This window comes from Pseudomonas sp. NPDC089996 (assembly GCF_044748405.1).
Lineage (GTDB): Bacteria > Pseudomonadota > Gammaproteobacteria > Pseudomonadales > Pseudomonadaceae > Aquipseudomonas.
The window spans coordinates 56,932-83,553 of record NZ_JBIVGA010000003.1; the positions used below are offsets into that span (position 1 = coordinate 56,932).

Annotated in this window: 23 protein-coding genes; 3 read left to right on the forward strand and 20 right to left on the reverse strand. The window is 62.8% G+C overall.

Going from position 1 to position 26,622, the window contains the following annotated elements:
- Window positions 1-57 precede the first annotated feature (57 nt).
- The 5 genes from ACIPW4_RS05785 to ACIPW4_RS05805 form a co-directional block, all read right to left on the reverse strand.
- Window positions 58-540, reverse strand: coding sequence for a CinA family protein (locus ACIPW4_RS05785; protein ID WP_400655665.1), 483 nt, complete (start codon window positions 538-540; stop codon window positions 58-60).
- 254 nt (window positions 541-794) lie between these two features.
- The gene (locus tag ACIPW4_RS05790) at window positions 795-1,343 is read right to left on the reverse strand and encodes a glycoside hydrolase family 19 protein (RefSeq protein ID WP_400655667.1); all 549 of its coding nucleotides are present in this window, start codon (window positions 1,341-1,343) and stop codon (window positions 795-797) included.
- A gap of 91 nt (window positions 1,344-1,434) precedes the next feature.
- Window positions 1,435-1,791: a phage holin family protein gene (locus ACIPW4_RS05795; RefSeq protein WP_400655669.1), complete on the reverse strand. Its 357-nt coding sequence runs from the start codon at window positions 1,789-1,791 to the stop codon at window positions 1,435-1,437.
- A gap of 250 nt (window positions 1,792-2,041) precedes the next feature.
- The gene (locus ACIPW4_RS05800) at window positions 2,042-2,788 is read right to left on the reverse strand and encodes a S24 family peptidase (protein ID WP_400655671.1); all 747 of its coding nucleotides are present in this window, start codon (window positions 2,786-2,788) and stop codon (window positions 2,042-2,044) included.
- Between the two features lie 35 nt (window positions 2,789-2,823).
- Window positions 2,824-3,891 carry a hypothetical protein gene (locus tag ACIPW4_RS05805; RefSeq protein WP_400656430.1) on the reverse strand — a complete coding sequence of 356 codons (1,068 nt, stop codon included), beginning with the start codon at window positions 3,889-3,891 and terminating at the stop codon, window positions 2,824-2,826.
- 163 nt (window positions 3,892-4,054) lie between these two features.
- Between ACIPW4_RS05805 and mutS the strand changes: the two genes are divergently transcribed.
- Together mutS and fdxA are read left to right on the forward strand one after the other, a co-directional pair.
- The gene (mutS, locus tag ACIPW4_RS05810; protein WP_400655673.1) at window positions 4,055-6,628 is read left to right on the forward strand and encodes a DNA mismatch repair protein MutS; all 2,574 of its coding nucleotides are present in this window, start codon (window positions 4,055-4,057) and stop codon (window positions 6,626-6,628) included.
- Between the two features lie 140 nt (window positions 6,629-6,768).
- Window positions 6,769-7,092 carry a ferredoxin FdxA gene (fdxA, locus tag ACIPW4_RS05815; protein WP_012270863.1) on the forward strand — a complete coding sequence of 108 codons (324 nt, stop codon included), beginning with the start codon at window positions 6,769-6,771 and terminating at the stop codon, window positions 7,090-7,092.
- Between the two features lie 521 nt (window positions 7,093-7,613).
- On the opposite strand, the gene rpoS is transcribed toward fdxA, so the two are convergent.
- The 8 genes from rpoS to ACIPW4_RS05855 form a co-directional block, all read right to left on the reverse strand.
- Window positions 7,614-8,621 carry an RNA polymerase sigma factor RpoS gene (gene rpoS, locus ACIPW4_RS05820; protein WP_016392283.1) on the reverse strand — a complete coding sequence of 336 codons (1,008 nt, stop codon included), beginning with the start codon at window positions 8,619-8,621 and terminating at the stop codon, window positions 7,614-7,616.
- 109 nt (window positions 8,622-8,730) lie between these two features.
- Window positions 8,731-9,588 (reverse strand): peptidoglycan DD-metalloendopeptidase family protein, encoded by an 858-nt coding sequence (locus ACIPW4_RS05825; RefSeq protein WP_400656432.1) that lies wholly within the window; start codon window positions 9,586-9,588, stop codon window positions 8,731-8,733.
- Window positions 9,589-9,748: 160 nt separating this feature from the next.
- The gene (locus ACIPW4_RS05830; RefSeq protein WP_400656435.1) at window positions 9,749-10,387 is read right to left on the reverse strand and encodes a protein-L-isoaspartate(D-aspartate) O-methyltransferase; all 639 of its coding nucleotides are present in this window, start codon (window positions 10,385-10,387) and stop codon (window positions 9,749-9,751) included.
- Between the two features lie 41 nt (window positions 10,388-10,428).
- Window positions 10,429-11,178 (reverse strand): 5'/3'-nucleotidase SurE, encoded by a 750-nt coding sequence (gene surE, locus ACIPW4_RS05835; RefSeq protein WP_060510080.1) that lies wholly within the window; start codon window positions 11,176-11,178, stop codon window positions 10,429-10,431.
- Entirely contained in the window at window positions 11,166-12,224 is a 1,059-nt protein-coding gene (gene truD, locus ACIPW4_RS05840; RefSeq protein ID WP_400655677.1) for a tRNA pseudouridine(13) synthase TruD, read from the reverse strand. Before truD ends, surE begins: the two co-directional genes overlap by 13 nt.
- Window positions 12,221-12,694 carry a 2-C-methyl-D-erythritol 2,4-cyclodiphosphate synthase gene (gene ispF / locus ACIPW4_RS05845; protein WP_400655678.1) on the reverse strand — a complete coding sequence of 158 codons (474 nt, stop codon included), beginning with the start codon at window positions 12,692-12,694 and terminating at the stop codon, window positions 12,221-12,223. The genes truD and ispF overlap by 4 nt, the downstream gene beginning before the upstream one ends.
- A 175-nt stretch (window positions 12,695-12,869) precedes the next feature.
- Window positions 12,870-13,724, reverse strand: a complete 855-nt coding sequence (gene fghA, locus ACIPW4_RS05850) for an S-formylglutathione hydrolase (RefSeq protein WP_400655680.1) — start codon at window positions 13,722-13,724, stop codon at window positions 12,870-12,872.
- An 8-nt stretch (window positions 13,725-13,732) separates the two neighbouring features.
- Window positions 13,733-14,845 carry an S-(hydroxymethyl)glutathione dehydrogenase/class III alcohol dehydrogenase gene (locus tag ACIPW4_RS05855; RefSeq protein ID WP_400655683.1) on the reverse strand — a complete coding sequence of 371 codons (1,113 nt, stop codon included), beginning with the start codon at window positions 14,843-14,845 and terminating at the stop codon, window positions 13,733-13,735.
- A 108-nt stretch (window positions 14,846-14,953) separates the two neighbouring features.
- Here ACIPW4_RS05855 and ACIPW4_RS05860 point away from each other — a divergent pair, with 108 nt between their 5' ends.
- Window positions 14,954-15,850: a LysR substrate-binding domain-containing protein gene (locus ACIPW4_RS05860; protein WP_400655685.1), complete on the forward strand. Its 897-nt coding sequence runs from the start codon at window positions 14,954-14,956 to the stop codon at window positions 15,848-15,850.
- Window positions 15,851-15,956: 106 nt separating this feature from the next.
- Here ACIPW4_RS05860 and ispD read toward each other — a convergent pair whose 3' ends face one another.
- From ispD to dnaE, 7 genes are all read right to left on the reverse strand, one after another.
- The gene (gene ispD, locus ACIPW4_RS05865; RefSeq protein ID WP_400655688.1) at window positions 15,957-16,664 is read right to left on the reverse strand and encodes a 2-C-methyl-D-erythritol 4-phosphate cytidylyltransferase; all 708 of its coding nucleotides are present in this window, start codon (window positions 16,662-16,664) and stop codon (window positions 15,957-15,959) included.
- A complete protein-coding gene (gene ftsB / locus ACIPW4_RS05870; protein WP_023534037.1) occupies window positions 16,661-16,942 on the reverse strand; it encodes a cell division protein FtsB in 282 nt (93 codons plus the stop codon). Before ftsB ends, ispD begins: the two co-directional genes overlap by 4 nt.
- Before the next feature lie 156 nt (window positions 16,943-17,098).
- The gene (gene eno / locus ACIPW4_RS05875) at window positions 17,099-18,388 is read right to left on the reverse strand and encodes a phosphopyruvate hydratase (RefSeq protein WP_400655690.1); all 1,290 of its coding nucleotides are present in this window, start codon (window positions 18,386-18,388) and stop codon (window positions 17,099-17,101) included.
- A 200-nt stretch (window positions 18,389-18,588) separates the two neighbouring features.
- Window positions 18,589-20,217 (reverse strand): CTP synthase, encoded by a 1,629-nt coding sequence (locus ACIPW4_RS05880; protein ID WP_400655692.1) that lies wholly within the window; start codon window positions 20,215-20,217, stop codon window positions 18,589-18,591.
- Between the two features lie 269 nt (window positions 20,218-20,486).
- Entirely contained in the window at window positions 20,487-21,770 is a 1,284-nt protein-coding gene (gene tilS / locus ACIPW4_RS05885) for a tRNA lysidine(34) synthetase TilS (RefSeq protein WP_400655695.1), read from the reverse strand.
- A 147-nt stretch (window positions 21,771-21,917) separates the two neighbouring features.
- Window positions 21,918-22,865, reverse strand: coding sequence for an acetyl-CoA carboxylase carboxyltransferase subunit alpha (locus tag ACIPW4_RS05890; protein WP_400655698.1), 948 nt, complete (start codon window positions 22,863-22,865; stop codon window positions 21,918-21,920).
- A gap of 105 nt (window positions 22,866-22,970) precedes the next feature.
- Window positions 22,971-26,495: a DNA polymerase III subunit alpha gene (gene dnaE / locus ACIPW4_RS05895; protein ID WP_400655699.1), complete on the reverse strand. Its 3,525-nt coding sequence runs from the start codon at window positions 26,493-26,495 to the stop codon at window positions 22,971-22,973.
- Window positions 26,496-26,622 lie beyond the last annotated feature (127 nt).

The following is a 26,622-nucleotide window of genomic DNA, read 5'->3' on the forward strand; positions in this document are numbered from 1 at the left end:
TATAAGTAGCCAGTATTATTCCACAGGCAAGCGCGCGAGCAAACCCCTGTTGTCGATTTACTCGGCACCAAGCTGTAACAAGCCGTCTAACGCGGCGATCACCGTCTGTCGGCGCACGCCTTCGCGGTCACCGTCGAAGTGCCGGCGCTCGCTGGTTACCTGGCCGCCATCCGCCCAGGCCAGCCAGACGGTACCCACTGGCTTGGTCGGCGATCCACCGTCGGGCCCGGCCACACCACTGACGGCCACTGCAAAGCGAGCGCCGCTGGCGGCCTGGGCACCACGAACCATGGCCTCGACTACCTCCCGGCTAACGGCGCCGACGTCGGCGAACAGCGCTTCAGGCACGTTCAGCTGGCGGGTTTTCTGGGCATTGGAGTAGGTCACGTAGCCAACCTCGAACCAGGCCGAACTGCCGGGCACACGAGTGATGGCCTCGGCGATGCCGCCGCCGGTGCAGGATTCGGCAGTGGTCACTTGGGCGTTGAAGCGGCGCAGGTGTTCGCCGAGGCGAGTAGCGAGTACGGTGATCGGGTCCATGAGTGGGTCCTTTGGGGGGTGGGGACACCGTAGCATTTGGTGAAGGGGATGGGGATGGTCTTCGATGGGCCAGGTTCGATTGATCCGTGCCTGCTGGGTGCATGCCTTGAGTTTTCAGCGCTTGTGAGATCGAGCGCCGCGCGGGCGGCGCTCGATCTCATAGGCGCTAGAGCTCTCAAGGCATGCACTAATGCCCCCACGCACCTCCCGCACATAATCCAACAACAGTGCCCCAAGGCCCAGTTGCAATCAGCTCAACACAACACCTCGCGCGCCCGCGCCCAGAGCTTGAGACGCTCCTCCAGGCCATTGAGCCCACCATTGATATGGCGCGTGATGCGGTTGAACTCGCCCCGGTCAGCCAAGGCATTCAACCCTCGCGAGTGCCAGAACCACGCCGCCGACTCGCAGGCCCAGCGCGGCTGTTCGAGCAACCTGGGTTGTGCCAGCAGGCGCTCGTCGCCGAACAGCGCGCGGCTGCAGGCCTCGTAGTTGCTGCGCCCGGTAATCTGGATCAGGCCACGCCCGCAATACAACTGGCCATCATTGTCTGCCTGTGGCGTATTGCCCAGGCTCAGAGCCAGGCGACCGGTGTCATAGCGGGCCAGGTAGTGTTCGCTACCCAGTTCGGTCAAGTAGCGGAACTCGCCAGATTCATGGCCGACCTGGGCGATGAACGCCGCCAGACGCTTGGGTTTGTCAATTTCCCAACGAGGCAAGGCGACATTCAGTGCAGCTAGAAATACGTCCGCAACAGGACGGGCATTTGGCAAGATCTGAAGCAATTGCGATTCAGTGAGCATGTCTGTACTCCTTCCAGAAAATGTCCTTGATGCATCGAAATTGGAGGGTCGGTTAGGCCACGGTTCATCTGATCTTTGCAGAGGGGCCTGCTCATCCATGCATATTCTCCTCATGCTCATCAGCCCGCTTGGTATCGCGCAAGCCCAGACGGCGGACGGCCCAGCGCTCATACAGCCGCATGGCGACGTCGGCGCCACCTACAGCAGTCATGCATCCAAATGCACTGGCCGCCCAGATCGACAGGCCACCGGCATACAACAGCATCACGGCCGACACGCCACAAACCATGCACGCTCCGGAGCGCAATACCAGCCGGCGCAGCAGCGCCCAGCCCGTGGCACCGGCCTTGTCGGCCCGCCACATCTCGCCGCACAAGCCGCCCACCAATGCCAGGGCAATTACCAGCCAGAGCGGCATCTCCAGTAACACTTGTTGCTCGATCGCCACCGTCCTGTCTCCTTTGTCGCCAAGGCTCTGAACAGCCGAAGCCTGCACTTCGACACCTGTGTAACAACCGGTTTCCGCCCGGCTTGAGACACAGATTATGCATTGATGCATAAGCAGTCAATGCATTTATTCAAGTTTCAAAGCGCGGTTTTTTGCTGATATGCATGCAGGCTATGCACGACTTGCCGTGTAGGGATTTTCTGCAGGCGAAAAAAAACCCGCTGAAGCGGGTTTCTTGGGAGCAGGTATGTCAGCGAGCGTACATGCCCCACCAGAACACATGCCCGAGCAGGCTGATCTGCTCGTCCTGCATCTGCTGGAAGCTGTAGTCCTCATCTGGGTGTTCGTCACGGTTGAAACTGCGCAGGCGAATGCCGGTTGGCAAGCGATAGACCTGCTTCACCCGCAACTGGCCGTTATGGTTGATGGCGTAGAGGTCGCCATCGATGATGTCACCGATCGCGCATTTGCCGGTGTTCACGCCCACCGTCGCGCCATCGCGCAATACCGGCTGCATGCTGTTGCCGCGCACGGTCACACACTTGGCCTGGTCGAACTGCACGCCATTGTGGCGCAGGCTGCGCTTGCCGAAGCGCAGTCGCGCACGCTCGCTCTCTTCAATGACGAATCTTCCTGATCCTGCTGCCAATTCGACCTCACGAAGGAAAGGTACCGAGACCTCGTCATCCTCGACGGGGGTTTCATCGTCCCACAGGCTGATGTCGCTGAGGTCTGCGTGGCCGTGGGCCGGCAGCGCGGCTTCACGCGACTCGCCAAGCTCGGCGCGACCGCGCAGCTGCTCGGTGTTCACGCCAAAGTATTCGGCGATTTTCGACACGTGCTTGTCGGAAGGGTCGACGATCTTGCCGCCGAGAATCCGCGACAAGGTGGATTGAGGGACGCCCGTGCGCCGGTACAGCTCCGTCGGGGACAGGCCGTGGCGGTCGAGCAGTTCTCTGAGTACGGAGGCTACGTTGCGTTTTTGCATAGCATGCATAATGCAGGCATACGAAACCGAAAGCAATGCAGCGTTCAGGACATCGCCCGGCTTATTCGGGCCATTGCCGTAACCACCTGTTCATCGGCCTCCCGCAGACGCGGCAGGCCTTGCGGCCAGCCGGTCGACCAGTCGAAGCCACCGATCCGACGCATGTCCTCGATCGCCGAGTGCCACCAGATCGCCTTGCATGCCCGTTGATACTCGTCGCTGCCGATGAAGCTGCCGTACAGCAGCTTGCGGCCGATACCACGCGTTTTCCGCGGCATCCGCTTGAGGTACCACTTGGCGGTAAGGCGATCGAACCATGAAGGCTCTGGCCTCTGCACAGGTACTTGCAATGCCTGTTCGAGCATGCGCGCATCGAAGCGGTCACCGTTGCGTGCGAAGAACACTTCCAGAATGGCATGAATGAACGGCTTCATCGCAAAGTAGTGGCTGATGATGCCACGCGCCTGATTGATCTGCTTGCCATGCAGCTCGAATGAAAAAGCGATCTGCTCGATAGTATGCAGGCTCGCAGCAAAGGGCGCCCAGGCGTCAATGCGGTGCACGGCACGCTCGGCAATGCTGGCGTTTTCCAGGGCAAAGCCCAGCACACCGCTGTTACAAAGCTGCAAGTCGTTTTCCGGTGCTTCCCCGGCGCTCGCCAGCGCCTGGGTGAAAGCTGAGTAATAGTGGTGGCGGGACGCCTGCTCCCAGCTCATTTCGAGTTCATCCACGAGGAAGTGGCCTGCATCAACCTGCTGGAACAACTGCACCGGAGCCTGCAGGAACACCGTGTCGGTATCGATGAAGATGGTCTTCTCTGCCCACGGCGCAGCGTAAGCAATAGCGCATGCCTTGCGGCGGTGGGTGTAGCCGCCATCGCCGCTCCAGGCTTCGAGCAGTGCTGGGTCCAGGGCAATCACTTGCACGGGCCAGCCATCGAATGCCTGCGGCTGGTCGGTAAGCACGCGTATGGTCGGCAGCTCCCCCGGCTTGCTGCGCGCCAGCGCGGTGAGGATGCTCAGTTTCGCCTCCAGCTGGTAGATGCGCCGCTCTCCGTAGAGAAGATAGATCAGTTGCTGTTTGGCGAAGGAGACCGTGTTGCAAACATTCATCGTGAAACTCGGGGATGGCTCTGCAAGGGGCCGCGCATTGTAGAGAAGTGCGCGATGCTTCACCAGATTGAGCGACGAGCGCCCTGCCTGCATCTGGATGAAAAAGCCTGTACCATTGCCGGTTTCAAAATCGCCAACCAGATCACCCGCTGTAAGGCCCTGAATGTCTGATCTCTCCGCACACACCCCGATGATGCAACAGTACTGGAAGCTGAAAAATCAGCACCCGGACCAGCTGATGTTCTACCGCATGGGCGACTTCTACGAGATCTTCTACGAAGATGCGAAGAAAGCCGCGAAACTGCTGGACATCACCCTGACCGCGCGCGGTCAGTCGGCCGGCCAGTCGATCCCCATGTGCGGCATTCCGTTCCATTCGCTAGAGGGCTATTTGGCCAAGCTGGTCAAGCTCGGCGAGTCGGTGGTGATCTGCGAGCAGATCGGCGACCCCGCCACCAGCAAGGGCCCGGTGGAACGCCAGGTGGTGCGCATCATCACCCCAGGCACGGTCAGTGACGAGGCCTTGCTCGACGAGCGCCGCGACAACCTGATCGCCGCGCTGCTCGGTGACGAACGCCTGTTCGGCCTGGCGGTGCTGGACATCACCAGCGGCAACTTCAGCGTGCAGGAGATCAAAGGCTGGGAAAACCTGCTGGCCGAACTCGAGCGCCTGAACCCGGTAGAGCTGCTGATCCCCGATGACTGGCCGCGCGACCTGCCCGCCGAGAAGCGTCCGGGTGCCCGTCGCCGCGCGCCGTGGGACTTTGACCGCGACTCGGCACGCAAGGCCCTGTGCCAGCAGTTCGCGACCAAGGACCTCAAAGGCTTTGGCTGCGACAAGCTGACCCTGGCGATCGGCGCCGCCGGCTGCCTGCTGACCTACGCCAAGGAAACCCAGCGCACCGCCCTGCCACACCTGCGCAGCCTGCGCCACGAGCGCCTGGACGACACGGTCATTCTGGATGGCGCCAGCCGTCGCAACCTGGAGCTGGACATCAACCTGGCCGGTGGGCGTGACAACACCCTGCAATCGGTGATCGACCGTTGCCAGACCGCCATGGCCAGCCGCCTGCTGAGCCGCTGGCTGAACCGCCCGCTGCGCGACCTCAAGGTGCTGCAGGCACGCCAGGACTCAATCCGTTGCCTGCTCGACAGCTACCGTTTCGAAAAGCTGCAGCCGCAGTTGAAGGAAATCGGCGATATCGAGCGGATCCTCGCCCGTATCGGCCTGCGCAATGCCCGTCCGCGTGACCTGGCGCGCCTGCGCGATGCCCTTGGCGCCCTGCCCGAACTGCAGAACGCCATGAGCGAGCTGGAGGCCCCGCACCTGGCGCGCCTGGCTGCCATTACCGGCACCTACCCCGAGCTGGCCAGCCTGCTGGAACGTGCAGTCATCGACAACCCGCCAGCGGTGATTCGCGATGGCGGTGTGCTCAAGGCCGGCTACGACAGCGAGCTGGACGAGCTGCTGGCCATCAGCGAGAACGCCGGCCAGTTCCTCATCGACCTGGAAACCCGCGAAAAGGCCCGCACGGGCCTTGCCAACCTCAAGGTCGGCTACAACCGCGTGCACGGCTACTTCATCGAGCTGCCTACCAAACAGGCCGAGCAGGCGCCGGGCGATTACATCCGCCGCCAGACGCTCAAGGGCGCCGAGCGTTTTATCACGCCCGAGCTCAAGGCTTTCGAGGACAAGGCGCTGTCGGCCAAGAGCCGCGCCCTGGCGCGCGAGAAAATGCTCTACGACGCGCTGATGGAGACCCTCATCAGCCACCTGGCGCCGCTGCAGGACAGCGCCGCCGCGCTGGCCGAGATCGATGTGCTGAGCAACCTTGCCGAGCGTGCGCTGAATCTCGACCTGAACTGCCCGCGCTTCACCGACGAGCCTTGCCTGCGCATCGAGCAGGGCCGCCATCCGGTGGTCGAGCAGGTGCTGACCACGCCATTCGTGGCCAACGACCTGGGCCTGGACAACAGCACGCGCATGCTGATCATTACCGGCCCGAACATGGGCGGTAAGTCCACCTACATGCGCCAGACTGCCCTGATCGTGCTGATGGCACACATCGGCAGCTTCGTACCGGCGGCCAGCTGCGAGCTGTCACTGGTCGACCGCATCTTCACCCGAATCGGTTCCAGCGACGACCTGGCCGGCGGGCGTTCGACCTTCATGGTCGAGATGAGCGAAACCGCCAACATCCTGCACAACGCGACCGACCGCAGCCTGGTGCTGATGGACGAAGTCGGCCGCGGCACCAGCACCTTCGACGGCCTGTCACTGGCCTGGGCCGCCGCCGAGCGCCTGGCCCAGCTGCGTGCCTACACCCTGTTCGCCACTCACTACTTCGAGCTGACCGTGCTGCCGGAGAGTGAAGCGCTGGTGGCCAACGTGCACTTGAACGCCACCGAGCACAACGAACGTATCGTCTTCCTGCACCACGTGCTGCCTGGCCCGGCCAGCCAAAGCTACGGCCTGGCCGTGGCCCAGCTGGCGGGCGTGCCGGCGCCCGTAATCCTGCGTGCACGCGAGCACCTGGGCAGGCTGGAGACCGCCAGCCTGCCCCATGAGGCACCGCTGACGAAGAAGGCCAAGGACGAGCCACAAGCCCCGCACCAGAGCGACCTGTTCGCCAGCCTGCCTCACCCGGCCATCGAGAAGCTGGGCAAGCTGGACCTGGATGACATGACCCCGCGTCAAGCTATCGAAATGCTATATCAACTAAAGAACCTGTTATAACGGCGCCCACTACAAGCTGGTAGAATCCGCCGCGGTTTGCTGGTGCTGCAGGTTATTAGCCTGGCCTGCAGCCACATGCCTGTAAACCGCGCGGCCCTGAGAGGAAGGGCCGCCGCCGTCGCCTGAGGAGAGAACTAGAAATGACCTTCGTCGTCACCGACAACTGCATCAAATGCAAATACACCGACTGCGTGGAAGTCTGTCCGGTGGACTGCTTCTACGAAGGCCCGAACTTCCTGGTGATTCACCCGGACGAGTGCATCGACTGTGCACTGTGCGAGCCTGAGTGCCCAGCCCAGGCGATCTTCTCGGAAGACGAGATCCCCGCAGGCATGGAAAACTTCATCGAGCTCAACGCCGAGCTGGCGGAAGTCTGGCCGAACATCACCGAGCGTAAGGACGCCCTGCCCGACGCTGAGGAGTGGGACGGCAAGACCGGCAAGATCGCCGATCTGGAGCGCTAAGCGCCCAGAAACGAAAAAGGCCCGCAACGGGCCTTTTTTCATTATCTGCGGGCAAAAAAAAAGGGGCGGTTTGACCCGCCCACATTTTTTTCCGTAGTCCCTGCTTGTCCCAAACATCGTCCTGATGAAATCGCCTCTTGCGATGTCCTTGGCCTTCTCCCTGAAAGCCTGTGCATGTCCGTGTGCACAGTTCGAATACTAGCGAGTTCCCCGAGGCAGGCAACAGCAAGATCTCTCAGGATGTTACTGGGGACACATTTCCACACAGCCAAAAATCACTTTAATTTCAGATAGTTGCGAATAAACCGGATCTGAAAACGACTTTGATTTACTGGTAGTTACACAGATGGCTTACACAAAGAGTAAGCAAAGGCTTACACGGCAAGCATCAGGGGTAGCGCCGTACACATTGCTTGGCCCTGGTTTCATGCCCGCAAAGAGGCCGGAGCGGGACTACCCGAACGGCGCACACAAAAACGCCCCGAGGTCATCGGGGCGCTTTGCATACGGTAACGCCAGGTTTACTGGAACAGCGACTCACTGGAAAGCCCGTTCTTCTCGAGGATCTCGCGCAGACGCTTGAGCCCCTCCACCTGGATCTGCCTTACGCGTTCGCGGGTCAGACCGATCTCCAGACCAACATCTTCCAGGGTACTGCTCTCATGCCCACGCAGGCCGAAGCGGCGTACCACCACCTCACGTTGCTTGTCGGTCAGCTCACCCAGCCACTGATCGATGCTCTGCGACAGGTCATCGTCCTGCAGCAGTTCGCACGGATCGGTCGGGCGATCGTCGGTCAGCGTGTCGAGCAGGGTCTTGTCGGAGTCCGGGCCGAGCGACACGTCCACCGAAGACACACGCTCGTTCAGGCCCAGCATGCGCTTGACCTCGGCGACCGGTTTCTCCAGCAGCGTGGCGATTTCTTCAGGTGAAGGCTCATGATCGAGCTTCTGGGTCAGTTCCCGCGCGGCACGCAGGTAGACGTTGAGCTCCTTGACCACGTGAATCGGCAGGCGAATGGTGCGGGTCTGATTCATGATCGCCCGTTCGATGGTCTGGCGGATCCACCAGGTCGCGTAGGTAGAGAAGCGGAAGCCGCGCTCCGGGTCGAACTTCTCCACCGCGCGGATCAACCCCAGGTTGCCTTCCTCGATCAGATCGAGCAGCGACAGGCCACGGTTGACGTAACGACGGGCAATTTTCACAACCAGGCGCAGGTTGCTTTCGATCATGCGCTTGCGGCCGGCCGGGTCACCCTTTTGCGACAGGCGCGCAAAATGGACTTCCTCTTCCGGCGAAAGCAGAGGCGAGAATCCGATCTCGTTGAGATACAGCTGCGTGGCATCGAGTGCCCGGCTGTAATCGATGTACTTGTGCTGCTTGAGCGAAGAGCCTGATTTGGCCCTGGTCCGAACCGAAGGTACAGCAGGTTCGTCTGACACCACATCCGTTTCCAAAACGATGCCCGTCTCCATGAGGAGGACGTCATCGTCGATGTCAAACTCCGGCGCTTCTTTACTGAGAGCCATTGTTATAGTCCTTTGCTGAGTTCGAACTCAGACTCATGCGGCGCCTGTCTCCCTGGCATCGCAGGAGCCTGTCCCCTCTACATCCAAGGAACAGGCCGGGGTGCAACGATCAACGGCGTGGCAGGAACTGGAGCGGATCGACGGGTTTGCCCTGGCGGCGAATCTCGAAATGCAGCTTCACCCGATCAGTGCCCGTGGACCCCATTTCAGCAATCGACTGCCCTGCCTTGACCTGCTGCCCCTCCCGAACCAACAGCCTGCGGTTGTGGCCGTAGGCACTGACGTAGGTGTCGCTGTGCTTGATGATGATCAGTTCGCCGTAGCCCCTCAAACCACTCCCGGCGTAGACCACCGCACCATCAGACGCAGCAAAAACAGGCTGTCCCAAATCACCGGCGATATCAATGCCTTTATTCAAACTACCGTTTGAAGCAAATTTTCCAATCAGCACGCCATTGGCTGGCCATGTCCAGCTCCCCACCGCACGCTCTGCGGCGGGCACCGTGGTGATCACCGGCGCAGGCGTGGCGGGCGTTGTTGGCGTCGATTTTCCGCCGTTTCCGGATGGGGTGATAGGCGTTCCTGCGGGGCGACGAATGACCGTTGTCTTGCTCGAGGAAGACGGGCTGGAGACCACAGTGGTGCTGCTGGTGGACCCGCTGCTGAAACGGATCGCCTGGCCCGGGCGGATGGTGTACGGAGCGTCGATACCGTTACGTGCAGCCAGCTCCTTGTAGTCCCAGCCGTAGCGGAATGCGATGGAGAACAGCGTGTCGCCAGGTTTGACGACGTACTGCCCCGAAGTCACTGCAGGTCGCTTGGGCGCAGCCGTGTTGCGGTCGATCACACGCGCGCCGCTGGAGCCTGTGCTGGAGCAACCTGTCAGCAGGGTGCCCATGACCAGTGCAATCACCAGAAGCTTGAAACCCGACCGATCCTTGCGCTGCCGAATGACTGTGTGCCCCACCCGCGCTCCCCTCATGGTGCCGAAAATCGATAATACGATATGAAATGCAATATTGTTGCAATTATAACCAAGCCAGGCGGCATTGGCAGGGTCCAGGCCCCGCCAGATAGACAGGGCCATGCCGCAAGAATTCGTTGCTGCTGCAAATATTCCTGGCGGCTCAGGCCAGCGGGCCGTTGAGCAGCGGCACAAAACGCACTGCACCCAGTACGCGACGGGAAAAACCGTGCTCTTCGCGCACGATCAGCATCAGCTGCTGCACCTCGCCGGCCGGGCCGACCGGAATCACCATGCGCCCTCCCGGCGCCAGCTGGTCCAGCAGCGCCTGCGGCACTTCCGCCGCCACCGCAGTGACGATGATGCCGTTATAGGGCGCCAGCGCCTGCCAGCCATCACAGCCGTCGCCCCAGCGGAACACCACATTGCGCAGGTTGAGCTCGACCAGGCGTTCCTTGGCCCGATCCTGCAGCACCTTGATCCGCTCCACCGAAAACACCCGCTCGACCAGCTGGGCCAGGATCGCGGTCTGGTAGCCAGAGCCGGTGCCGATCTCCAGCACCTTGTCCAACGGCCCCGCTTCGAGCAGCAGCTCGCTCATGTGCGCCACCATGAAGGGCTGGGAGATGGTCTGGTTGTGCCCGATCGGCAGCGCCGTGTCTTCGTATGCCCGGTGCGCCAACGCCTCGTCGACGAACAGGTGGCGCGGGGTACGGCGAATGACGTCAAGCACCTTGGCGTTCGACACGCCTTCCTCATAGAGGCGCTGGATCAGCCGCTCGCGGGTGCGCTGCGAGGTCATGCCGATACCGCCACGGCGCTGCAGATCGTCCTGTTCACGCATCAGAGCAGGCCCTCCAGCCAGCCGTCGAGCTGTTCGAAGGCATCATTGAACGTGCGGTCCAGCTGCAACGGGGTGATCGATACATAGCCTTGCATGACGGCATGGAAATCGGTGCCCGGCCCGCCATCCTCGGCATCCCCGGCCACGGCGATCCAGTAGCCTTCCTTGCCGCGCGGGTTGACCACCTTGGTGGGCGCCGCCGCCCGCGCCCGATGACCAAGGCGGGTAAGCTGGATGCCACGGATGTGCTCAAGGGGCAAGTTGGGAATATTCACATTGAGCACGGTACGCGGCGGCAGTTGCAGACGCGGCAGCGCCTCCACCAGGCGACGGGCGATATGGGCGGCAGTCGGCAGGTTGTCGGGCAACCGCGACAACAGCGAGAACGCCAGCGAGGTGCCGCCCAGGAAACGGCCCTCCAGCGCGGCAGCGACCGTGCCGGAGTAGATCACGTCATCACCCAGGTTGGCCCCCAGGTTGATGCCCGAAACGACCAGGTCCACCGGCTCCGGCAACAGGCCGTTGAGCCCCAGGTGCACGCAATCGGTAGGCGTGCCGTTGAGGCTGATGAAGCCGTTGGCCAGGGTCTGCGGGTGCAGCGGCCGGTCCAGCGTCAGCGAACTGCCGGCGCCGCTCTTGTCCTGGTCCGGGGCGATCACCACGCACTCGGCATAATCCGCCAGCGCACCGTGTAGCGCGGCGAGGCCCGGTGCCGTAACACCGTCGTCATTTGAAATCAGAATACGCATGGGCTGTCCGTCTGCCCTGCCGGCACCAGATCGACGAGTTCGCGCACCACCACGGTGGCGAAGCATCCGGCCGGAAGGACGAATTCCAGTTGCAGGATATCAGGCTCGGGATAATGCCACGTCAAGCCGCCAATAGGGAGCCGCAGGATGCGCCGTTCGTGACTCATGCCCGCATACGCGAGCCATTGGCAAAGTGCCAGGTGCTGCTCGCCGACCGCCGTCTCCAGCTCGCAGGTCGCGCCAGCTGCGGGCGAAGGGCCTTCACCCCACATCGGGCCGGTCGGGTGCAAGTCGAGAATTCCCAAGCGAGGATCGGAACATTCCTGCTCCCCAGCGGGAAAGAAACTACGGCTATCGGTGAACGCCAGCAGATCCCCGACCTGGGCGCGCTGCCAGCTGCCATCGGCCACACGTGCCGCCAGCACCTGATTGAACACATAGCTGCGCGCCGCCGAGAGCAGGCGCGAACGCACGTTGCGCTGCTCCGGCAGAGCCTTGCGCGCAGCCCAGTCCTGAGCATCGTGGACGTTGCCACCGGCGTGACCGAAACGCTGGCTGCCGAAATAGTTCGGCACGCCGTGCTGCTTGAGCTGCTCAAGGCGGGCGTCGAGGGCCTGACGATCGGCGGCCAGGGCAGTCAGACGCAGGGTGAAGCCGTTTGCCGAATGGGCGCCGCGCTGCAGCTTGCGCTGGTGGCGCACTTGCTTGAGCACGCGCAGGGTGTCGTCTTCGGCACGCGACAGGTCAGGGTCGGCCTTGCCCGGCAGGTGCAGGCTGAACCACTGGCGAGTCAGGGCCTGGCGGTCCTTCAGGCCCGCGTAGCTGATGGCGCGCACCGGCACACCGGCGGCACGGGCCAGGCGGCGGGCAGCCTCTTCGGTGTTGAGGTCACGCTTCTCGACCCACAGCCACAGGTGCTCGCCCTGGCCGGACAGCGGGATGTCCAGCACCTCGTCGACCTGGAAGTCTTCAGCCACGGCCTTGAGCACGGCACTACCCAACGCTTCGCCCGACGCCCGCGGGCCCAGCAGGTCCAGTTCGGTCATGCTGGCAGCAGCAGGGCAACCGAATGCACGGCGATGCCCTCCTCGCGGCCAGTGAAACCGAGCTTCTCGGTGGTGGTGGCCTTGACGTTGACCTGGTCGAGCTCGACCAGCAGGTCTTCGGCAATCAGCTGGCGCATGGTTTCGATATGCGGGGCCATTTTCGGGGCCTGAGCGACGATGGTGGCGTCGACATTGCCGACTTTCCAGCCTTTGGCCCGGACCACCGCGACCACATGACGCAGCAGCACGCGGCTGTCGGCGCCCTTGAACTGCGGGTCGGTGTCGGGGAAATGCTTGCCGATGTCACCCAGCGCCGCAGCGCCGAGCAAGGCATCGCTCAGGGCATGCAGCAGCACGTCACCGTCGGAATGGGCCAGGAGGCCGTATTTGTGGGGGATACGCACCCCACCCAGGGTAATGAAATCACCGTCGCAGAAACGGTGCACATCGTAGCCGTGGCCAATACGCATAGAAAAACGCCCTGATTGAGTCAGGGCGTGATTCTACCTGCTTTAGCCGCTATTGGGGCCGTCATGTAGGAGCGGCCTTGCGTCGCGAAAGGGCTGCGCAGCAGCCCCGGCGATTGAAGCGGTGGCGCCGAAACCTGGGGCCGCTTTGCGGCCCATTCGCGACACAAGGCCGCTCCTACAGCCGCCCCAGTGCCATTGCATGATGGCGCAGATGCTCATCGATGAAGCTGGCGATGAAGTAGTAGCTGTGGTCGTAGCCCGGCTGCAGGCGCAAGGTCAGCTCATGGCCGCCCTTGCGCGCGGCCTGCTCCAGCGCTTCAGGCTTGAGCTGCTTCTCGAGGAAGTCGTCACGGTCGCCCTGGTCCACCAGCAACGGCGGGCACTCGCCTGCAGGTGTTTCCGCCAGGAGTACACTGGCATCCCATTCACGCCAGCGCGCACGGTCTTCACCCAAATAGCGGCTGAAGGCTTTTTCACCCCACGGGCAGTCCATCGGGTTGCTGATCGGCGAGAACGCCGACACCGAGCGATAGCGCCCTGGGTTGCGCAAGGCGCACACCAGCGCGCCATGCCCGCCCATGGAATGGCCGCTGATGCTGCGCTGGCCGGACGCCGGGAAGTGCGCCTCGATCAGTGCTGGCAGCTCCTGCACCACGTAGTCGTGCATGCGGTAGTGCTGCGCCCAGGGCTGCTGGGTGGCGTTGAGATAGAACCCGGCGCCGAGGCCGAAGTCCCAGGCACCGTCAGGGTCGCCCGCCACCTGCTCGCCACGCGGGCTGGTGTCGGGGGCGACGATGATCAGGCCGAGTTCGGCGGCCAGGCGCTGGGCACCTGCCTTCTGCATGAAGTTCTCGTCAGTGCAGGTGAGGCCGCTGAGCCAATACAGCACCGGCAGCTTCTCGCCCTGCTCGGCCTGCGGTGGCAGGTAGACGGCAAACACCATGTCGCACCCCAGCACCTTGGAGTGATGCCGGTAACGCTTGTGCCAGCCGCCGAAGCTTTTCTGGCAGGAGATGTTATCCAGGCTCATGGCTCACCTCAGAAGTGGATCACGCTGCGGATGCTCTTGCCTTCGTGCATCAGGTCGAAAGCCTTGTTGATGTCCTCCAGGCCCATGGTGTGGGTGATGAAGGTATCCAGCGGGATCTCGCCCTTCTCGGCCATGTCCACGTAGCTTGGCAGCTCGCTGCGGCCACGTACGCCGCCGAATGCCGAACCACGCCAGACGCGGCCGGTCACCAGCTGGAACGGTCGGGTGGCGATTTCCTGGCCGGCACCGGCGACACCGATGATCACCGATTCGCCCCAGCCCTTGTGGCAGCACTCCAGGGCCGCGCGCATCAGCTGCACGTTGCCGATGCACTCGAAGGAGAAGTCCACGCCACCATCGGTGAGGTCGACGATCACTTCCTGGATCGGGCGGTCGTAGTCTTTCGGGTTGATGCAGTCGGTAGCGCCGAGTTGGCGGGCGATCTCGAACTTGGCCGGGTTGATATCGATGGCGATGATGCGCGAGGCCTTGGCCTTGACTGCACCAATCACCGCCGACAGGCCGATGCCACCGAGGCCGAAGATGGCCACGGTGTCACCCGCCTTGACCTTGGCGGTGTTGAGCACGGCACCGATACCGGTGGTAACGCCGCAGCCGAGCAGGCAGACCTTTTCCAGCGGTGCTTCCTTCTGGATCTTGGCCACGGAAATTTCCGGCAGCACGGTGTACTCGGAGAAGGTCGAGGTGCCCATGTAGTGGAACAGCTGCTGGCCCTTGTACGAGAAGCGGGTGGTGCCGTCCGGCATCAGCCCCTTGCCCTGGGTGGCGCGGATGGCCTGGCACAGGTTGGTCTTGCCCGAGAGGCAGAACTTGCACTTGCCGCACTCCGGCGTGTACAGCGGGATCACGTGATCGCCGACTGCCAACGAGGTCACGCCCTCGCCAACGGCTTCGACGATCGCACCGCCTTCATGGCCAAGGATCGACGGGAAGATGCCTTCGGGGTCGGCGCCGGACAGCGTGTAGGCGTCGGTGTGGCAGACACCGCTGGCGACCACCCGCAGCAGGACCTCACCAGCCTTGGGCATGGCCACGTCGACTTCGACGATTTCCAGGGGTTTCTTGGCCTCGAAGGCAACGGCAGCACGGGATTTGATCATCACAGGGTCTCCAGACAGAGGATCGGTTCAGTCCAGCAGTGTAATCCACGCGCTTTTGATGAATAATCAGGCCAAAGCCAAAACATTATTGCCATACAGGGATAATTCATGAGCAGCCGCTGGGAAGGCATCGACGAATTCGTCGCCGTGGCCGAGTCTGGCCAGTTCACGGCTGCCGCGGAGCGTCTGGGCGTGTCGTCTTCACATATCAGCCGACAGATCGCCCGCCTGGAGGAACGTCTGCAAACCCGCCTGCTGTACCGCAGCACCCGTCGGGTGGCCTTGAGCGAAGCCGGGCAGACCTTTCTGCAGCACTGTCAGCGCCTGCAGGACGGCCGGGAAGAAGCGCTGCGCGCCATGGGTGACCTGGCCAGCGAACCCAAGGGGCTGCTGCGCATGACCTGTGCGGTGGCCTATGGCGAGCGCTTCATCGTGCCACTGGTGACGCGCTTCATGGCGCTGTATCCACAATTGCGCGTCGAGGTGGAACTGAGCAATCGCACGCTGGACCTGCTGCACGAAGGCATGGACCTGGCAATCCGCCTGGGCCGCTTGGCCGACTCACGGCTGGTGGCCACGCGCCTCGCGCCGCGGCGCATGTACCTGTGCGCATCGCCGGCGTACCTGGAGCGCTATGGGCGGCCGCACAGTCTGTCGGAATTGGCCCGGCACAATTGCCTGATCGGCAGTTCCGACTTGTGGGCGTTGCAGCAGGATGGCCGTGAGATCAGCCAGCGGGTGCAGGGCAACTGGCGCTGCAACAGTGGTCAGGCGGTGCTGGATGCGGCGCTGCTGGGGATGGGGTTGTGCCAGTTGCCGGACTATTACGTACTGGAGCACTTCAACAGTGGCGCGCTGGTGTCGTTGCTGGAGGGGCATCAGCCGCCGAATACGGCGGTGTGGGCGTTGTATCCGCAGCAGCGACATCTGTCGCCGAAGGTCAGGCGGCTGGTGGATTATCTGAAGGAAGGGTTGGCGGGGTTGCCGGAGTATCGGGTGACCTGATCGGGTGCTGGGGCCGCTTTGCGACCCTTTCGCGACGCAAGGCCGCTCCTACAGGAGGTCGCAGTTCCCTGTGTCGCGAGAGGACCGCGCAGCGGTCCCGACAATCTCAGCGCCTACCCGTCCAGCGCTGGCGCAGCCATTCCAGATCTTCCGGCCGGGTGACCTTGATGTTGTCGCTGCGCCCTTCGATCAGCCGTGGCGCCTGCCCCGACCACTCCATCGCCGACGCTTCATCGGTCACCAGCACATCAGAAACCAGGCTCTCGGCCAGGGCCCGATGCAGCGCCCCCAAGCGGAACATCTGCGGCGTGTAGGCCAGCCAGATGGTGCTGCGGTCCACCGTCACTGCGACCCGCCCATTGGCATCGGCGCGCTTGAGGGTATCGCGTGCCGGCACTGCCAGCAGCCCGCCTACCGGGTCATCGGCCAGCTCCGACAACAGCTTGTCCAGGTCAGTGCGCGCAAGGTTAGGCCGCGCGGCATCGTGCACCAATACCCAGTCGTTGTCCGACGCCCCCTGGGCATGCAACAGCAACAAGGCATTGAGCACCGAGTCGGCCCGTTCGTCGCCGCCCGGCGCACGCTGGATGCGCGGATCGCTGGCGCAACGCAGGCCTGGCCAGTAAGGGTCGTCTTCGGCAATGCTGACCACCACGCCCTTGAGCGAGGGGTGGCCAAGGAAACAGTCGAGGCTGTGCTCGAGGATGGTCTGCCCGGCCAGCGCCAGGTACTGCTTGGGGCGGTCGGCAGCCATGCGGGCACCGACGCCCGCAGCAGGAATCACGGCCCAGAAGACCGGTAGTGGTTCAATCATTTTTGCGGCAGCTGGAAGAGGGTTTCGCCCTCTTTGACCATTCCCAATTCATGACGAGCCCGTTCTTCGACGGTCTCCATACCTTTCTTCAACTCCAGCACCTCGGCATCGAGCACGCGGTTACGCTCCAGCAGCCGTTCGTTCTCGGCGTGCTGTTCGTCGATCTGCTGCTTGAGCTCGGCCACTTGCGCCAGGCTGCCGTTACCCACCCAAAGGCGGTACTGCAGGCCACCGAGCAGCAGGAGCAGGACAAGGAACAACCAATAGGGACTGCGCATCAAGGTATCCAGGTTAAAGACCGCCGCACACGGGCGTCATATAGCACGAAGCCTGGCCGAGGCCAGGCTTCGTTGACAGAAACCCGCATGAAGCGCCAGAAAATTCATTACGAAAGTTCTGACAACCTCGGCTGCTGTCTTTTTACCATCTCTTGCTTAGCCGCGAAACTCGGCACGACCACGGTAAACCGCTTTGGCGCCCAGTTGCTCTTCGATGCGCAGCAGCTGGTTGTACTTCGAGACGCGGTCGGAGCGGCACAGCGAGCCAGTCTTGATCTGACCGGCAGCGGTACCCACGGCCAGGTCGGCGATGGTCGAGTCTTCGGTCTCACCGGAGCGGTGCGAGATCACTGCGGTATAGCCGGCAGCCTTGGCCATCTGGATGGCTTCCAGGGTTTCGGTCAGCGAGCCGATCTGGTTGAACTTGATCAGGATCGAGTTACCGATGCCCTTCTCGATGCCTTCCTTGAGGATCTTGGTGTTGGTTACGAACAGGTCGTCACCGACCAGCTGTACCTTTTCACCGATCTTGTCGGTCAGGATCTTCCAGCCAGCCCAGTCGGACTCGTCCAGGCCGTCTTCGATCGAGATGATCGGGAAGCGCTCGGTCAGGCCTTTCAGGTAATCGGCGAAGCCTTCGGCATCGAACGACTTGCCTTCACCGGACAGGTTGTACTTGCCGCCTTCGTAGAATTCGGAAGCGGCGCAGTCCAGGGCCAGGGTCACGTCGGTGCCCAGCTTGTAGCCGGCTTTTTCAACGGCTTCGGCGATGGCACCCAGGGCGTCTTCGTTGGAAGCCAGGTTCGGGGCGAAACCACCCTCGTCACCTACAGCGGTGTTCAGGCCACGGGCCTTGAGCACGGCTTTGAGGTGGTGGAAGATCTCGGTGCCCATGCGCAGGCCATCGGAGAAGGTCTTGGCGCCTACTGGCTGAACCATGAACTCCTGGATGTCGACGTTGTTGTCGGCGTGCTCGCCACCGTTGATGATGTTCATCATCGGTACTGGCATCGAGTACTGGCCCGGGGTGCCGTTCAGGTTGGCGATGTGCGCGTACAGCGGCAGGTCCTGGTCCTGTGCAGCGGCCTTGGCGGCAGCCAGGGAAACAGCCAGGATGGCATTGGCGCCCAGCTTGGCCTTGTTCTCGGTACCGTCCAGTTCGATCATGGCGCGGTCCAGGGCCTTCTGGTCGGAAGGATCCTTGCCCAGCAGCAGCTCACGGATCGGGCCGTTGATGTTGCCGACGGCCTTCAGCACGCCCTTGCCCAGGTAACGGCTCTTGTCGCCATCACGCAGCTCCAGCGCTTCGCGCGAGCCGGTGGAAGCACCGGACGGCGCGCAGGCGCTGCCGATGATGCCGTTGTCGAGCAGTACATCGGCTTCCACGGTGGGGTTGCCACGCGAATCGAGAACTTCACGACCTTTGATGTCGACGATTTTTGCCATTGTTGTAAGCACTCCAGAATTGACGAAAACAACGCAGCTTTAAGGAATTCTTGCCTTGTACCAGGCGGGGATGCAGCAGGCAGGCCTGGCAGAAGCAACCCCTGACCGAGCGGTCAGGGGTAGATCGGGGCGTACTTTACCCGAGAAATGAGCCTTGCGCGGCTTTAACCGTCGGAAAACTCATCAAAGACCTGAAAAAATCAGGCCTTGTTCTTCTGGGCCAGGGCCGCCTTGACGAAGCCGCTGAACAGCGGGTGGCCGTCACGCGGGGTGGAGGTGAACTCCGGGTGGAACTGGCAGGCAACGAACCATGGGTGGTCCTTGGCCTCGACCACTTCGACCAGCGCGCCGTCTTCGGAGCGACCGGAAACCACCAAGCCACCGTCAACCAGTTGCGGCAGCAGGTTGTTGTTGACCTCGTAACGGTGACGGTGACGCTCGGTGATCACGTCTTTGCCGTAGCAGTCGTGCACCTTGGAACCGGCAGCCAGTTGGCAGTCCTGCGCGCCCAGGCGCATGGTGCCGCCCAGGTCGGACGCTTCGGTACGGGTCTCGACAGCACCGGTTGCATCGGCCCACTCGGTGATCAGGCCGACAACCGGGTGGCCGCTGTTGCGGTCGAACTCGGTGGAGTTGGCGTCTTTCCAGCCCATCACGTTGCGGGCGAACTCGATCACGGCCACCTGCATGCCCAGGCAGATGCCCAGGTACGGGACCTTGTTCTCGCGGGCGTACTGCACCGCGGTGATCTTGCCTTCAACGCCACGCAGGCCGAAACCGCCCGGGACCAGAATGGCGTCGGCGCCTTCGAGCAGGCTGGTGCCCTGGTTCTCGATGTCTTCGGAATCGATGTAACGCAGGTTGACCTTGGTCCGGTTGGTGATGCCGGCGTGGCTCATCGCTTCGATCAGCGACTTGTACGCGTCCAGCAGCTCCATGTACTTGCCGACCATGGCGATGGTCACTTCCTGCTCAGGGTTGAGCTTGGCATCGACCACCTTGTCCCACTCGGACAGGTCGGCGCTGTTGCACTGCAGGCCGAAGCGCTCGACGACGAAGTCGTCCAGGCCCTGGGCGTGCAGAACACCTGGGATCTTGTAGATGGTGTCGACGTCTTCCAGCGAAATCACCGCGCGCTCTTCGACGTTGGTGAAAAGCGCAATCTTGCGGCGCGACGAAGCGTCGACCGGGTGGTCGGAACGGCAGATCAGCACGTCAGGTTGCAGGCCGATGGAGCGCAGCTCCTTGACCGAGTGCTGGGTCGGCTTGGTCTTGGTCTCGCCGGCGGTGGCGATGTACGGGACCAGGGTCAGGTGCATCAGCATGGCGCGCTTGGAGCCCACTTCGACACGCAGCTGGCGGATCGCCTCGAGGAATGGCTGCGACTCGATGTCACCCACGGTACCGCCGATTTCCACCAGGGCCACGTCGGCATCGTCGGCGCCCTTGATGATGCGACGTTTGATCTCGTCGGTGATGTGCGGGATGACCTGGATGGTCGCGCCCAGGTAGTCACCCCGGCGTTCTTTACGCAGCACGTGCTCGTAAATACGGCCGGTGGTGAAGTTGTTGTTCTGGGTCATGGTGGTGCGGATGAACCGCTCGTAGTGGCCCAGGTCGAGATCGGTCTCGGCGCCATCGTGGGTGACGAACACTTCACCATGCTGGAACGGGCTCATGGTGCCCGGATCGACGTTGATGTACGGATCCAGCTTGAGCATGGTGACCTTCAGGCCCCGCGCTTCCAGGATGGCCGCCAGGGAAGCCGAGGCAATGCCTTTCCCCAATGAAGAAACAACACCGCCCGTGACGAATATGTAGCGCGTCATGAAAAACCCTAGAAGTCTGCGTTAAGGCGGCCAGCGCCGCCGGAGAAAGCGAAGGAAGGCCGAAGCCCCCGATCACCTGCGTCAATCACAGTGCATCTCGAAAAACTGCCGCGTCTGTACAGACCGGGGGTATCCCCGGCATGGAGCTCGCTCGTCATTTCCAGAATCAGCCCAGCAAAAAACTGCTTGGTAATCGGCAACTGCTGTGTTTCCGGGGAAGCCACAGAAGTTGTATCAAGAAGGGAGGGTAGTCTACCGGAATGTACCCTTCAGCTCAAACCTTGCGCGTTCGTCGGCGGCTGCCAGTGAAGCTGGCAATCGGCCTGCGCCAGCGCTGGCAGATTGGCCACTGCCAGCAGGCGATCGCCGCCATATAGCAATGGCAGGCGCGGGCGCACGAAGTGCGGGACCTGCAGTTCGTTGAGCAGGCGCTTGAGGTCGCGCCGGCCGCGTCCGGGCATGTCCAGTACCTCGCCGCCCTGGCGATAGGTGATCCGCAGTTCCCCCAGCGGCTCAGCGGCTTCCAGGCGTACGCTGCCGTTGCCCGGCAATGCCAGGACCGCGCCTGGGTCGGCCCAGGCGTACTCGCCCGCGGGTTGCTGCAGCCAGTCACCACTCAACCACCAGATACGGCCATGACTGCGCACCAACCGACCGTCGGCTAGCCGCCAGATGGGTTGTGCATCTGCAGCGGCATCGCGCAGGTCCGCCCAGCCGGCCCAATGACGGGTATCAGGCAAGCGGGTTCGCGGGCGTAGCCAATGCTGCAGGGCATTGCGCTGCCGTGCCGGCGACAAGCGGGTGAGCACCGCCAGATCGAGCGATTGCAAGGTCGCCCAGGCCGGAACGGCGCCCTCCCCGGCGTCGCCCAGATCACCCTGCGCCAGTTCGTCGAGCAAGCCCAGCGCCTCGCCCAGATGCTCTGCACATCGTGCGAAGTTCTGGCTGGCCTGCGGCCAACGCTGCTGCAAATGCGGGAACACCTGTGCACGCAGGTAGTTGCGGTCGAAGGCGGTATCAACGTTCGTCGGGTCTTCGATCCACACCAGCTCTTTGGCCTGGGCGTAGTCATGCAACTGCTGGCGCGAGGTGCCCAGCAGCGGCCGGACCAGGCTGCCCTGCCCTAGCGGGCGCTGCCCGGGCATCGCCGCCAGACCACGCAGGCCGGCACCGCGCAGCAGGCGGAAGAGCAAGGTTTCGGCCTGGTCGTCGCGGTGTTGGGCGGTGAACAGGATGTCGCCGGGGCCGAGGACTTTCGCCAGGGCGGCATAGCGGGCGTCGCGGGCCGCCTGTTCGAGGCTGGCGCCGGGGGTCACCTGGACGTGGAGGATCTGGAGTTCGATACCCAGCTTTTCGCAGACGGCCTGACAGTGGGCCGGCCACGCGTCGGCTGCGGATTGCAGGCCGTGATGGATGTGAATGGCGTTCAGCGGGGGGGATGCGTGGTTGCGGGCGTGGTTGGCCAGCAGGTGCAGGAGGACGGTGGAATCGAGGCCGCCGGAGAAGGCGATGTACCAGGTGGGGGCTGTCAGCCAGGGGGTGAGGTTGATCATATGCGCCTCACTTGGCTTGAGATTGCCGGGGGGTGCTTTGCCCCCCTTTCGCGACACAAGGCCGCTCCTACAGGGGAACGCGGTCGCCTGTAGGAGCGGCCTTGTGTCGCGAAAGGGCCGCAAAGCGGCCCCCGGGGCAAATCCAGATCAGAGGCCGTAGCTCATCAGGCGCTCGTAACGACGGGCAAGCAGCGCGTCGTTGTCGAGCTTGCCGAGCATGTCCAGCTGCTGCACCAGGTCGGCACGGATGCTTTCGGACATTTTCGCCGGGTCACGGTGGGCGCCGCCCAGCGGCTCCGGGATGACCTTGTCGACGATGTTCAGGCTTTTCAAGCGTTCTGCGGTGATGCCCATGGCTTCGGCGGCGTCGGCCGCCTTGTCGGCAGTCTTCCACAGGATCGAGGCGCAGCCTTCCGGCGAGATCACCGAATAGGTGGAGTACTGCAGCATGTTCAGCTGATCGCATACGCCGATGGCCAGCGCACCGCCGGAACCACCCTCACCGATCACGGTGGCGATGATCGGGGTCTTCAGGCGTGCCATGACGCGCAGGTTCCAGGCGATGGCCTCGCTCTGGTTGCGCTCTTCGGCGTCGATGCCCGGGTAGGCGCCCGGGGTGTCGATGAAGGTCAGGATCGGCATCTTGAAACGCTCGGCCATTTCCATCAGGCGGCAGGCCTTGCGGTAGCCTTCAGGGCGCGGCATGCCGAAGTTGCGGCGTACCTTCTCGCGCACTTCACGGCCTTTCTGGTGGCCGATCACCATCACCGGCTTGCCGTCCAGACGCGCGGTACCCCCGACGATGGCAGCATCGTCGGAGAAGTGGCGGTCGCCGTGCAGCTCTTCGAACTCGGTGAAGATGTGATCCAGGTAGTCCAGGGTGTATGGACGACGCGGGTGACGGGCCAGGCGGGCAATCTGCCAGCTGGTCAGGTTGCCGAAGATGCTTTCGGTCAGGGTGTTGCTCTTGTCTTGCAGACGGGCAATTTCATCGCTGATGTTCAGCGAGTTGTCGTTGCCTACCAGGCGCAGGCCTTCGATCTTGGCTTGCAGGTCGGCAATCGGCTGTTCGAAATCGAGAAAATTCGGGTTCATAGTCATCCGTCTTGGGTCTACGGCCAGGCGGCCGGCCGGTTGATCCGTTTGGCGCCCTACCTTAAGGGATCAGGCGCATATAGGTCGAGATTAAATTTCGTCGATTCAACGATATTGCAGGAAGACGTTCTCACGCCCGAACTGGTCACGCAGCGCCTGAATCAGGCCATCGGCCGGGTCGATCTTCCACTGCTCGCCGAACTGCAGCATGGCCTTGGCATCACTGCCGGTGTACTCCAGCGTGATCGGGCAGGCACCCCGGTGGCGGGTGATCAATTCGCCCAGCCACTTCAGGCGGTCGCCCTTGAGCGCTTCGTGCGCCACTTTCAGCCGCAGGCTTTCGGCCAGCTTGGTGCGCGCATCCTCCATGGTCATCACCTGCTTCACTCGCAGGCGCAGGCCACCGGAGAAGTCGTCGTTGCTGACTTCGCCCTCCACCACCACCATGGCATCGGCCTGCAGCAACGACTGTGCCGCGATGTAGGCATCGGCGAACAGCGAGGCCTCGATGCGCCCGGAGCGGTCATCCAGGGTGACGAAGCCCATCTTGTCGCCCTTCTTGTTCTTCATCACCCTCAGGGCGATGATCATCCCGGCAATGGTCTGGGTCTCGCGCGATGGCTTGAGGTCGATGATCCGCTGACGGGCGAAGCGGCGGATCTCGGTTTCATACTCGTCGATCGGGTGGCCGGTGAGGTACAGGCCCAGGGTGTCCTTTTCGCCCTTCAGGCGCTCCTTGAGCGTCAGCTCACGCACTTTGCGGTGGTTGGCGTAGACGTCGACATCCACCTCGTCGAACATGCCGCCAAACAGGTCAACGTGGCCGCTGTCAGCGGTATGGGCCGCCTGTTCGGCGGCCTTGACCGCTTCGCCCAGCGCCGAGAGCAAGGTGGCACGGTTGACGTCGATGCTGGCGTGGTAGGCCTTGATCTCGTCATGGAAGTGCGGGCCCAGGCGGTCCAGCGCACCGCTGCGGATCAACGCATCGAGGGTACGCTTGTTGACCCGCTTGAGGTCGATGCGCTCACAGAAGTCGAACAGGTCCTTGAACGGGCCACCCTGGGCGCGGGCCTCGACGATGGCCTCCACCGGGCCCTCGCCGACACCCTTGATCGCGCCCAGGCCATAGACGATACGGCCGTCGTTGTTGACGGTGAACTTGAAGTCGGAGAAGTTCACGTCCGGCGCATCGAGGCGCAGCTTCATGCTGCGCACTTCCTCGACCAGCACCACCACCTTGTCGGTGTTGTGCATGTCCGCCGACAGCACCGCTGCCATGAACGGCCCAGGGTGGTGGGTCTTCAGCCAGGCCGTCTGGTACGACACCAGGCCATAGGCCGCGGAGTGGGACTTGTTGAAGCCGTAACCGGCAAATTTCTCTACCAGGTCAAAGATGTTACCTGCGAGATCCGCCTCGATGTTGTTGGCGACGCAACCTTCGATGAAGCCACCGCGCTGCTTGGCCATCTCCTCGGGCTTTTTCTTACCCATGGCTCGTCGCAGCATGTCGGCGCCGCCGAGGGTGTAGCCCGCCATCACCTGGGCGATCTGCATCACCTGTTCCTGGTACAGGATGATGCCGTAGGTCGGCGCCAGTACCGGCTTGAGGCCTTCGTACTGGTAGTCGGAGTGCGGGTAGGCCAGCTCGGCACGGCCGTGCTTGCGGTTGATGAAGTCGTCCACCATGCCCGACTGCAGCGGGCCCGGACGGAACAGTGCCACCAGTGCGATGAGGTCTTCCAGGCAGTCGGGCTTGAGCTTCTTGATCAGCTCTTTCATGCCGCGCGATTCGAGCTGGAACACCGCCGTGGTCTCGGCTTTCTGCAGCAGTTCGTAGGTCTTGCGGTCGTCCAGCGGGATGAAGTCGATGTTGAGGTCGGGCAGGTTCTGCTTGGCCTGCTCGCGGTTGATGATCTCCATCGCCCACTTGATGATGGTGAGGGTACGCAGGCCGAGGAAGTCGAACTTCACCAGGCCCGCTGCTTCGACGTCGTCCTTGTCGAACTGGGTCACCAGGCCACCGCCTTCTTCGTCACAGGCAATCGGCGAGAAGTCGGTGAGCTTGGTCGGGGCGATCACCACGCCACCGGCGTGCTTGCCGGTACCACGGGTGACACCTTCGAGCTTGAGCGCCATGTCCCAGATCTCGCGGGCATCCTCGTCGCCCTTGAGGAAGTCGCGCAGGATCTCTTCCTGCTCGTAGGCCTTCTCCAGGGTCATGCCCACTTCGAACGGGATCATCTTCGACAGGCGGTCGGCCAGGCCGTAGGACTTGCCTTGCACCCGCGCCACGTCGCGCACCACCGCCTTGGCGGCCATGGTGCCGAAGGTGATGATCTGGCTCACCGCGTTGCGGCCATAGGCTTCGGCCACGTAATCGATCACCCGGTCACGGCCGTCCATGCAGAAGTCGACGTCGAAGTCGGGCATGGAAACACGCTCAGGGTTGAGGAAGCGCTCGAACAGCAGGTCATAGGCCAGCGGGTCGAGGTCGGTGATCTTCAGCACGTAGGCCACCAGCGAGCCGGCACCCGAACCCCGGCCCGGGCCGACCGGCACGTCGTTGTTCTTGGCCCACTTGATGAAGTCCATGACGATCAGGAAGTAACCGGGGAAGCCCATCTGGATGATGATGTCCAGTTCGAACTTCAGCCGGTCCAGGTAGACCTGGCGCTTCTCTTCGTAATTGGGCGTGGTTTCTTTCGGCCAGAGCACCGCCAGGCGCTCCTCGAGGCCTTCGTGGGAAACATGGCGCAGGTAGTCGTCGATGCCCATGCCGTTAGGCGTCGGGAAGTCAGGCAGAAAGTATTTGCCCAGCTGCACCTGGATGTTGCAACGCTTGGCGATTTCGACGGTGTTGGCAATGGCGTCGGGCAGATCGCTGAACAGTTCGGCCATTTCCTCGGCCGACTTCAGGTACTGCTGGTCGCTGTAGCCGCGCGGGCGACGCGGGTCGTCGAGGGTCCAGCCCTCGCCGATGCACACGCGGGTCTCATGAGCATCGAAGTCGGATTGCTTGATGAAGCGCACGTCGTTGGTGGCCACCAGCGGCGCGCCAAGCTGGTCGGCCAGGGCCACGGCAGCGTGCACGTATTCTTCGTCGCCAGCGCGGTTGGTGCGCTGCACTTCAACGTAGAAGCGCTCGGGGAACATGCCCATCCAGTCCTGCAGCAACGCCTGGGCTTCGTCCTGACGGCCGTTCATCAGGGCCATGCCGATATCGCCCTCCTTGCCTGCGGACAGAGCGATCAGCCCTTCACTGGCGGGTGCGATCCATTCACGCTGGAGAATCACCAGGCCGTTGCGCTGGCCGTCGGTCCAGCCACGGGAAATGAGCTCGGTGAGGTTGCGGTAGCCCTTGGGGTCCATGGCCAGGAAACAGATACGCGACAACGGTGCTTCCGGATCGGCACCGGCCAGCCACAGGTCGGCACCGCAAATTGGCTTGATGCCGGCGCCCATGGCGGTCTTGTAGAACTTGACCAGCGAGCACATGTTGCTCTGGTCGGTGATCGCCACTGCCGGCATGTTCATCCCCGCCAGCGCTTTGGCCAGCGGCTTGATCCGCACCAGGCCGTCGACCAGCGAGAATTCGGAGTGGACCCGCAGGTGAACGAAGGGAACCGACATGGAAAGTCCTGTAGCAATGCTGAACGACAAGGGCGGGATTGTAGCGTAATTACGAGGGGGATTTGGGGCGCTTTGCGCCCCTTCGCGGGCACGCCCGCTCCCACAGGAGATAAGGTAATCCTCAGGA